Below are 9,082 nucleotides of genomic sequence, written 5' to 3' on the forward strand. Positions count from 1 at the left end.
ATAGCGGCGGCGCGTCATTCAAAGCTCCCTCATTCGGAAGCCTTGAATCACAGCTGCCAAAAAACGCCAAGCGAATTTATGAGTTTACCGCCTAGGAACGCCGATAGTCGTGGGTCCATCGCACCATCGGAAATTGCAATGCGCAGGCTGCCCCTCAGGCCCGCGGCAATGGCTCTGGCATTCTCACGCGCTTGCTCCAGGACAGTGAAGAGTCGGCGGGTGTCCTGCAAGAATGCCGCCCCCGCCACGGTCAGCCGTGTGCCCCTGCGGTCGCGGTCAAACAGCGTGACCCCAAGCTCATCTTCCAATTCCTTGATCGCGCGAGACAAGGGGGGTTGCTCTATGTGCAGCCTCTCGGCCGCCCGCGTGAAATGCAACTCCTCTGCCAAGACGACAAAGCATCGTAGATGACGCAACTCCATAAATCGGGCTCCTCGCAGGTTCTCCTTCGCGCCAGATGTCCCGTGGACGAATCACGGTGGATGGGGAGACTGGATCCATTCCAGGGAAGTTGATGCGCTTGACATCGCAAAAACTGGCATCTTGAGCGCTTGTGGTTGCTCGTGACGCGTCCAAAGCGCGCGCGCCCAATCAGGGCGCGCGTCTCTGTCACACTGTGCAGAAGCTTTGAAAAGCACCGCGCACCCGCGGCGTCATCCGCCGTGCTCTTTTTGCAGCAGCGACCCGAGGCGAGCGACTTCATTGCTGGTGATCGCGATGTTGCGCCCATCCTTCGTCGACACCGAAGCCCCGACATTGAGATAGACGGCGCGCCCGAAGCGGCTTTCCTGTGCCATCTTTCCGTCCTTGAAGATGTACAGCGTTCCACCGTCAGCCAAGGGAACCATCTCCTTGGCTGCTTGGGCTGCTGCATGACCGGCGAAGGCTGGCACGGAGAGAGCGCTCAACAGGGCGGCAATGACAATTTGCGATTTCATGATCGACTCCTTTGTAAAAACGACGACAACTTGCGCCGCGTCGTTAAATGTAGAAGCAGGCCGTCTACAGAGCGCTTACCCGTGCATTACATTCAATTCATGTGCTGTCATCTGCCGCCCATGAAGGACTAGGGTCCAGTGGGAGACAAGATGCCAAGCCATGCAACGCTCGCCAGAACCAAAACGGCCAAGGTCGCCTCCGTGAACAGACTCTGCCTAAGCTTGATGACTGCCTGTGCGCGATTGCCTGCCTTCAAAGCAGCCTCCAGGCTCGGGCTCAACCGATACCGATTGGCAGCAGCCAACGCCAGCATGCCTGCGAAAAGCAAGAGCTTTACCATCAGCAGCCGGCCATACAGCGTCGAGATGAGCGGATCAAACGATGGTCCGACGATCAACAGGTAATTGAGAATTCCACTCACGACGAGTGCAGCCACGATCGCTGTACCTATGCGAGCAAAGCCATTCGACGTCCGACTGAGGACCGCTACCGGGTCTTGCGCGACATCCTGCTTGTGGGATGCCAGCATCAAGAACGCCACCAATGCGCCCACCCAAGCGCCCGCTGCCCAGAGGTGCGTGATATCCGACGCAAGATGGATGTAGCCGCGAACGCCGTCGTCCATCGCGCCGTGGCCTGCCCACGCAAGGGTCGCCAGCGCCACGCCGGTGGAGAGCGCCATCACTGCAAATCGCAAGGTAGCGTTCAATTTCAACATTGCGACGAGCACACACACCAACAGCGCGAGGATGCGAATGCACCAGGCGATGCCCATGTGCGTGCCCGTAATGAGCATGTCGAAGACGTGCGTTGACAGCTCCGCGTAGCTCTGGGCACCGGACATGGCCTTGGCCATGACCGTCATGCCCCACATCGACAGGGCAATGCCGATGGCAGCGGATGCGCCAATGAGGACGCGATAGCGGCGCGAGATCGTCGCGGATCGCTCGTCGTTGCCCAAAGCATAGAGACCGAACATGGCGACGCCAAACGCCGCCGCCAGGTCCAGATACAGCGCCAGGCGCAGGACGATGGTCAACCAATCCCCGGCCATGGGCTTACTTCACCTTGAAGGTGACGTTACCCGTGATCGGATGCGTGTCCGAGGAGACGGCACGCCATTCGACGCGATAGTCACCGGGCTGGAGCGCCTGTGCCGGCGTGATGACCATGGTCTTGCCGTCGCCGGCACCCGCGACGCTGGCGTTGATCTTCATCGGGCCATGGCTCGCCATTCCCGGCATGCCCGTCATGACAAGGCTTGCGGCGGAGAACTGCGGCACCAGCGTTTCGGAGAACTTCAGCTCGATGGTGGCTGGCGCGGAAACCTGCGACTTGTCGGCCGGCGTTGAAGACACCAGCGAAGGATGCGCGAATGCGGCGGTGGCGAACAGGCCAGCAGCGATCGGCGCGACGAGCTTGGCGATGAAATGTGAACGGGTCATAGAGATTCCTACCTTGATGTGTGAGGGTGGTTTAAGAACGAAATGCCGAGATAAGGCTTGCACCTTCGCAACGGCGTGGAACGAAAGAAACGGTTCGCTGGGCGATAGCAGACTCCTGTTGGTTCTGAAAGATGTTTCGGTCACAGTCGGCTCGCTCTCAGCCGCAAGGCGTTGCCCACGACCGATGCCGAACTCAGGCTCATCGCCAATGCTGCGATCAGGGGCGACAGCAACCAGCCCGTGAGGGGATAGAGAACCCCGGCGGCGATGGGGATGCCCAGCGCGTTGTAGAGGAAGGCGAACATGAGGTTCTGCTTCATGTTGCCCACGGTACTCACCGAGAGCGTGCGAGCGACAGCAATGCCACGCAGGTCGCCCTTGACCAGCGTGACCTGAGCGCTGTTCATCGCCACGTCGGTTCCCGTTCCCATGGCGATGCCCACGTCTGCCTTCGCCAAGGCCGGCGCGTCGTTGATGCCGTCTCCGGCCATGGCGACGATGCGGCCTTCTTTCTGCAGCCGCTCGATCAACATGAGCTTGTCCGCCGGCTTGACCTCACCATGCACCTCGTCGATGCCTAGGCGTGCACCGACGGCTTTGGCGGTGGTCTGCCCGTCCCCGGTGGCCATGATGACCCGCAGGCCCGCAGCCTTCAACGCGGCCAGGGCCTCGGGGGTGCTGCCCTTGACCGGGTCGGATACGGCGAGCAAACCCGCGAGTTGCCCGTCCACAGCCAAGTACATGACGCTGGCCCCTTCGCCGCGCAGAGTTTCGGCCTGGGGTACGAGCGGTTCCACCGATACGCCAGACTGTTCCATCAGCACTGTGTTGCCCAACGCCAGTTGCCGGTGCTCAACCTTTCCGCGCACGCCGATGCCGGTTCCCGATTCAAAGCTCTGAGGCTTCACGAGTTGGAGGCCCTGGGCACGCGCGGCCTGCACGATGGCGTCGGCCAGGGGGTGTTCACTGCCCTGGTCCAGGCTGGCCGCAAGACGCAGCACCTCATCGTTCGTAAAGCCGCGTGCTGCGACGACCTGATCGAAAGCAGGTCGGCCTTCGGTCAGGGTTCCTGTCTTGTCGATGACGAGGGTATCGACCTTGCGAAGATTCTCGATCGCCGCGGCATCGCGGAACAACACGCCCTGCGTGGCGCCACGGCCCGTTGCGACCATGATCGACATCGGCGTGGCCAGACCCAGCGCGCACGGGCAGGCGATGATCAGGACGGCCACCGCATTGATCAGTCCATAGACCCAGGTGGGCTGTGGCCCGAAGAATCCCCATACAAAGAGCGTCGTGACCGCAATGGCGACGACGGCCATCACGAAGTAGCCGGCAACGACATCGGCCATGCGTTGCATCGGTGCCTTGGAACGCTGCGCCTGGGCGACCATCTGGACGATCTGCGATAGAACGGTGTCCGAGCCGATCCGCTCCGAACGCATGACCAGCGCGCCGTTGGTGTTGAGTGTGGCCCCGATGACCTTGTCGCCCGCGCGCTTGCTGACGGGCAGCGGTTCGCCGGTCAGCATGGATTCGTCAATCGAGCTGCTGCCCTCGTGCACGATGCCATCCACCGGCACCTTCTCGCCGGGTCGGATGCGCAGCAGGTCGCCGACGTGCACATGGCTGAGCGGCACGTCTTCCTCGCTGCCGTCCGCATTGATGCGCCGCGCGGTCTTGGGCGCCAGCCCCAGCAGCGACTTGATAGCCGCCGAAGTCTGGGAGCGGGCCTTGAGTTCCAGCACCTGGCCGAGCAGTGTCAGCGAGATGATGACGGCGGCGGCCTCGAAATACACGCCGACCCGTCCCATGGACATGAAGGAGGCTGGAAACACTTCCGGCGCAACGGTTGCCACGACGCTGTAGATGAATGCCGCACCCGTTCCCAGGCCGATCAGTGTCCACATGTTCGGGCTGCGGTTGACCACGGACAGCCAGCCGCGGGAGAAGAAGGGCCAGCCGGCCCACAGCACGATCGGCAACGACAGCACCAACTCGACCCAGCTCTGCGTAGCCATGTCCATCAGGTGCAGCCGCTCGCCCAGCATCGCCAGCGCCAGGACCACGAGCGTCAACGGCAAGGTCCACCAGAAGCGACGCGAGAAGTCACGCAACTCCGGGTTGTCGTCGTCGAGGTCGGGCAGCAGGGGCTCCAGCGTCATCCCGCACTTGGGGCAGGTTCCCGGATGATCCTGGCGGATCTCCGGGTGCATCGGGCAGGTGTAGATCGTTCCGGGTGCGGTTGGCGATGCCGCCGGGGCCGGTGAAACTGCGGTGCTGGCATGGTGATGCGGCGCATGGCCGCTGCCTGTGCCTATGCCCGCGCCACCGCTGGCATATCGCGCCGGATCGGTGTCGAATTTGGCCTTGCATCCGGTGCTGCAAAACAAGTACGTGTTCCCCAAGTGCGTGGAGCGGTGCTCCGACGCCGCCGTGACCGCCATGCCACACACCGGATCGCGCGTCGCGGCATCGGGCTGCGAGTGGCTTGAGGACCCGCCCGCGTCGTCACTGCCGGCATGGCTGGCGTGATGGTGGTGCTTATGCGGGCCGGACGTTGTGGCACCCGCCGCCATGCCTGCGTGCTCATGTCCTGAAGACTTGCTGGGTGAATTCATAGTGACAAGTGCCCTCCGCCGTTAACCGTTGGTGTCTGGTGATCGCAGCAGGCCGCAGGCGCGCTTGTCTCCTTGGCGGGTGCGGCACCTTCCTCCCCCTGACGCGCGGCATGATCGTGTCCGCCGTGGCCGTGACCACGGTGCATGAACAGGTGCATCAGCGGACAAGCCGCCAGCAGCAGGAAGGGGAGATAGCCGGCAACATGTGCCGTGTGCTCCTTGAGCAGGAAATACGCGGCGACAGCGGCGATGATGAGGAACGCCACGCCGTAGCGCGATCGCCAGAACCGGGGACGATCGCTGGGGGTCTGTGTGTGTGCTGATGCTGCATGGCATATCTCCACGGAAAAGAGTTGATGGATGGTCAGAGATGCGACTGATAGACCGTGCTACTACCGTTTTTCCCGATCAGCAGCACGTCGTAGGCGTCCTTGCGTCCACCATAGGCCGGACCATCCATGCCGGGCGAACCGACCGGCATGCCCGGCGCCGCGAGGCCGATGGCCTGCGGGGCTTCGCGCAGCAAGCGTTGAATGTCCGAGGCAGGCACATGACCCTCGATGGCATAGCCGCCGATCTGCGCCGTGTGGCACGAACCGTACTTCTGCGGGATGCCCAGCCGCGTGCGCGCTGCCGTGTTCCCGGTGTCAAGAACCTGCACATCGAAGCCTGCGCCTTGCAGGTGTGAGACCCAGTCCTTGCAGCAACCGCAGCTCGGGTCCTTCCACACCTTGGCGATCGGTCGGCTCTGCGCCAGGCTCGGTCCTGCGAGTGCCATCACCAACAAGCCAGCGATCAATGCTTGGCGTCTCGGCACTTTGCCCTGGCTTCTGTCGTAGTGCATGTTCATAGATTGCCTCTCATCAGATGATCAAACCCACAAGGTTCTAGAACCAGAATCGCACGCCAGCCACCCAGCGCGTCTGCTGCGCGCGGCCACCTTCGGCACGCACATAGTCCGCTGTGCGTCCGAAGCTGCCCGCCCGTTCCACGCCGATGTAGGGGGCGAACTGGCGACTGAATTCATAGCGCAGGCGCAAGCCAGCAGACGCTTCGGCCAAGCCCTTGCCGATACCGCGTTCCGGGTCGTCCTTGCCATAGAACTGCAATTCGGCACGAGGCTCCAGAATCAGTCGCTGGGTCAGCAGCAGCTCGTAGCTGCCTTCGACACGCAGCGCCGTACGTCCGCCACTTCCCACGTAGCCCGTCGCCTCCAGCTCGAACCAGTAGGGGGCGAGGCCCTGGATGCCGAAAGCCAACCATTGACGGCTCGGGCCTTCTCCGTTATCCACCCGAACGCCGAGCTGGGTGTCCCAGTACGGTGCGACGGCGTGCCCCCAGAGAAGCTCGGTACGCGATTCTTCGAGCTTTCCTTTGGCGATATCGCCTTCGGCCTTCACGACGGCCTTGTTGTAGGTCGTCCCATACCAAGCCTGGAGGTCGTAGGCCGTGGAATCGTCCCCTTTGCGCGTGAAGCGGCGTTCCAGGGTTTCGCCGCGCAACGAGAAGAACCTGTGTTCGTCGGCCAGCATCAGCCGCGGCACACCGGGTACGGCGTAGTCGCCCGATCCCAATGTCAGGCCATTGGAGTAGCCATGCGGATCGCGGGCGTCAGGAGGCGCCGACCCGCCCTGCATCTGCATGTTGCCGTGATCCATGGCCGGGGCCGCGGTCGAGCCGCTCGCCGACGTCGCGTGACCCGCGTGCGGGTCGGCGGCAGGAGCCACGGTCTGAGTGGATGGCGCGGCCGTTTGAGCGTCGGCCTGGCCGTGCGCTGCATGGTCGTTCTGTGCTTGTGCCTGGGCGGCGACGCTTACCAGGGCCAGAAGCGTCGTGGCCAGTGCGCGAGTGGGGAGTGCTTTGGACATTCTTGGTCTTCCTTGTGCGCTGGGTTCAAGACACCACGACTTCGCGGAACATGCCGGCATCCATGTGGAACATCAGGTGGCAGTGCCACGCCCAGCGGCCGAGCGCGTCGGCTGTCACCAGGAAGCTGATGCGTTGTGCCGGCTGCACCGGCAGGGTGTGGCGGCGCGCAAGGAAGCGACCGTCGGGGCTTTCCAGCTCGCTCCACATGCCGTGCAGGTGCATGGGATGGGTCATCATGGTGTCGTTGTGCAGAATGACCCGCAGCCGCTCGCCGTGTTTGAAGTGCACCGGCGTGGACTTTCCGAACTCCAGCCCGTCCAGGGACCATGCGTAGCGTTCCATGTTGCCCGTGAGGTGCAGTTCGACCTCCCGGCCAGGGCCTCTCTTGTCCAGCGGCCCCGACGGGGTATGCAGATCCGCGAGGGTCAACACTCGCCGACCGTTGTTGCGCAGTCCGATGCCGGGGTCATCGAGGTTGGTGCGCGCCATGTCAACGCGCATGTCCGTGCTGGCACCATACTCGGTGCGAGCGTGGCGAGCAGTAGTGCTGGGCACGGCCAGTCCCCCCGCCGCCGCGGCGTGTTGGCTGTGATCCATCGCCATGCCACCGTGGTTCATGGCGCCGTGATTCATGCCAGCCATCGCCCCATGATCCATCCCGGACATCGAACCCGAGCCCATCCCGGTCATCCCGGTCATGCCCGTCATGCCCGTCATGCCCGTCATCTCCATGGCCTGGCCGGACCCGCCGTGGTCCATGCCCCCCATCATGCTGCCCATCATGTCGTTCATGGTCAGCCATTCGACCGGATCGAGGGCAGGCACGGGAGCTTGAAGACCTTCACGCACGGCCAGCGTGGCCCGCGCGTAGCCTGTCCGGTCCATCGCCTGGGCGAAGATCGTGTAAGCGTCATCCCGTGGCTGGACGATCACATCGACGGTTTCGCCCGGACCGAATCGGAACTCATCGACGGTCACCGGCTCCACGTCAACACCATCGACGTGCACCACCGTGAGTTTCAGTCCGGGAATGCGTACGTCGTAGAAGGTGTTGCCCGCACCGTTGACCATGCGCAGCCGCACGCGCTCACCCGGTCGGAACAGCGCCGTCCAATTGCCGGCGGGGGTGACGCCGTTGGCCAGATAGGTCAGCGTGGCGGCAGACAGATCGGCGAGATCCGTCGGATTCATCCGCATCTCGTTCCACATCTTGCGCTTGTCGATCGCAGCGGCCATGCCGTCGCGCGAGGCGTCCCGGAAGAAGTCGAAGACGGTAGGTTGGTTGTAGTTGTAGTAGTCGCTTTGGGACTTGAGCTTGGTGAACACCCGCATCGGGTCTTCGTCGGTCCAATCCGAGAACAGCAGCACGTGGTCACGGTCGGCGCGGATGGTCTCGGCACCAGCGGGGTCGATGATGATCGCCCCGTACATGCCCGTGAGTTCCTGGAAGCCGGAGTGTGAGTGGTACCAGTAGGAGCCGCTTTGCTGAACCTTGAAGCGGTACGTGAAGGTCTCGCCGGGAGCGATGCCATTGAAGCTGATGCCCGGCACGCCATCCATCTGATACGGCAGGATGATCCCGTGCCAGTGGATGGATGTGGCTTCACGCAGCTTGTTGGTCACACGGATTGTGACGGTGTCACCCTCACGCCAACGCAATGTCGGTGCCGGCAGCGAGCCGTTGATGGTCGTAGCCACGCCTGGCTTGCCCGTGAAGTTCACGGGCGATTCGGCGATCACCAAGTCGAACTCGGTGCCCTTCAGCACAGGGGCGGCACCGCGCGTCGCGGAGCCTTGTTGGGCAAATGCCCTGAGCGCCGGGGTGGACAGCCCGGCCAGGACGCCGCCAGCGGCCAGCCCCTGAACAAAACGCCGACGAGACAGGCCCAGTGGGGGCGCGATTACAAAGGGCGAACGAGGCGGCATGGCCTGAAATCCTCCATAGATAACTTGAAAGTCGTCTTTAGAGCCGCCTTTGGTCTTGGGCGGCACGGTTCGACGCATGGAGGTCATGCTATGGAGTCACCACTTTCGGATGAATGACCCTTGGATTACATTCATGTAATGGTCGCGTCATCTTCGTGGCAGGAAGCGACTATTACATTGCCCCTAAGAGCCCGTCCGGAAGGTTATTGAATCCGGTGAATCCGTTGTGATTCTATGCCGCGCCAGAGGAAATGGGAGCGGACAGAATGTGGACGACGGAAA

General features: G+C 62.8%; 8 protein-coding genes and 1 pseudogene. All 9 read right to left on the minus strand.

All coding sequences use genetic code 11. The annotated features are described in order from the left end of the window. Nucleotides 1-92: 92 nt before the first annotated feature. Nucleotides 93-422, minus strand: a pseudogene (locus CMO28_RS02715) (LysR family transcriptional regulator); the annotation flags it as partial. A 231-nt stretch (nt 423-653) separates the two neighbouring features. After that, the gene (locus CMO28_RS02720; protein WP_003090336.1) at nt 654-938 is read right to left on the minus strand and encodes a CopK family periplasmic copper-binding protein; all 285 of its coding nucleotides are present in this window, start codon (nt 936-938) and stop codon (nt 654-656) included. Between the two features lie 128 nt (nt 939-1,066). Beyond that, nucleotides 1,067-1,993 (minus strand): copper homeostasis membrane protein CopD, encoded by a 927-nt coding sequence (gene copD, locus CMO28_RS02725; protein ID WP_014747685.1) that lies wholly within the window; start codon nt 1,991-1,993, stop codon nt 1,067-1,069. Between the two features lie 4 nt (nt 1,994-1,997). After that, nucleotides 1,998-2,384: a copper homeostasis periplasmic binding protein CopC gene (gene copC, locus CMO28_RS02730; protein WP_008063308.1), complete on the minus strand. Its 387-nt coding sequence runs from the start codon at nt 2,382-2,384 to the stop codon at nt 1,998-2,000. A 140-nt stretch (nt 2,385-2,524) separates the two neighbouring features. Beyond that, on the minus strand, nt 2,525-4,831 hold the full coding sequence (locus tag CMO28_RS02735; RefSeq protein ID WP_232244050.1) for a heavy metal translocating P-type ATPase: 2,307 nt from the start codon (nt 4,829-4,831) through the stop codon (nt 2,525-2,527). Nucleotides 4,832-5,001: 170 nt separating this feature from the next. Beyond that, entirely contained in the window at nt 5,002-5,343 is a 342-nt protein-coding gene (locus tag CMO28_RS02740) for a DUF2933 domain-containing protein (protein ID WP_228382394.1), read from the minus strand. A gap of 26 nt (nt 5,344-5,369) precedes the next feature. Beyond that, nucleotides 5,370-5,855, minus strand: a complete 486-nt coding sequence (locus CMO28_RS02745; RefSeq protein ID WP_006226241.1) for a DUF411 domain-containing protein — start codon at nt 5,853-5,855, stop codon at nt 5,370-5,372. 37 nt (nt 5,856-5,892) lie between these two features. Then, nucleotides 5,893-6,873, minus strand: a complete 981-nt coding sequence (locus CMO28_RS02750) for a copper resistance protein B (RefSeq protein ID WP_005408883.1) — start codon at nt 6,871-6,873, stop codon at nt 5,893-5,895. Between the two features lie 25 nt (nt 6,874-6,898). After that, nucleotides 6,899-8,800 carry a copper resistance system multicopper oxidase gene (locus CMO28_RS02755; RefSeq protein WP_081471375.1) on the minus strand — a complete coding sequence of 634 codons (1,902 nt, stop codon included), beginning with the start codon at nt 8,798-8,800 and terminating at the stop codon, nt 6,899-6,901. Nucleotides 8,801-9,082 lie beyond the last annotated feature (282 nt).

Source organism: Tistrella sp., assembly GCF_002684955.1.
GTDB classification, from domain to species: Bacteria; Pseudomonadota; Alphaproteobacteria; order Tistrellales; family Tistrellaceae; genus Tistrella; species Tistrella mobilis.

Coding starts and splice junctions, on each gene's coding strand:
- copC (WP_008063308.1), bottom strand. CDS start 2,384: ATGACCCGTTCACATTTCATCGCCAAGCTCGTCGCGCCGATCGCTGCT.
- CMO28_RS02745 (WP_006226241.1), bottom strand. CDS start 5,855: ATGAACATGCACTACGACAGAAGCCAGGGCAAAGTGCCGAGACGCCAA.
- CMO28_RS02755 (WP_081471375.1), bottom strand. CDS start 8,800: ATGCCGCCTCGTTCGCCCTTTGTAATCGCGCCCCCACTGGGCCTGTCT.
- CMO28_RS02720 (WP_003090336.1), bottom strand. CDS start 938: ATGAAATCGCAAATTGTCATTGCCGCCCTGTTGAGCGCTCTCTCCGTG.
- CMO28_RS02735 (WP_232244050.1), bottom strand. CDS start 4,831: ATGGCGGTCACGGCGGCGTCGGAGCACCGCTCCACGCACTTGGGGAAC.
- CMO28_RS02750 (WP_005408883.1), bottom strand. CDS start 6,873: ATGTCCAAAGCACTCCCCACTCGCGCACTGGCCACGACGCTTCTGGCC.
- copD (WP_014747685.1), bottom strand. CDS start 1,993: ATGGCCGGGGATTGGTTGACCATCGTCCTGCGCCTGGCGCTGTATCTG.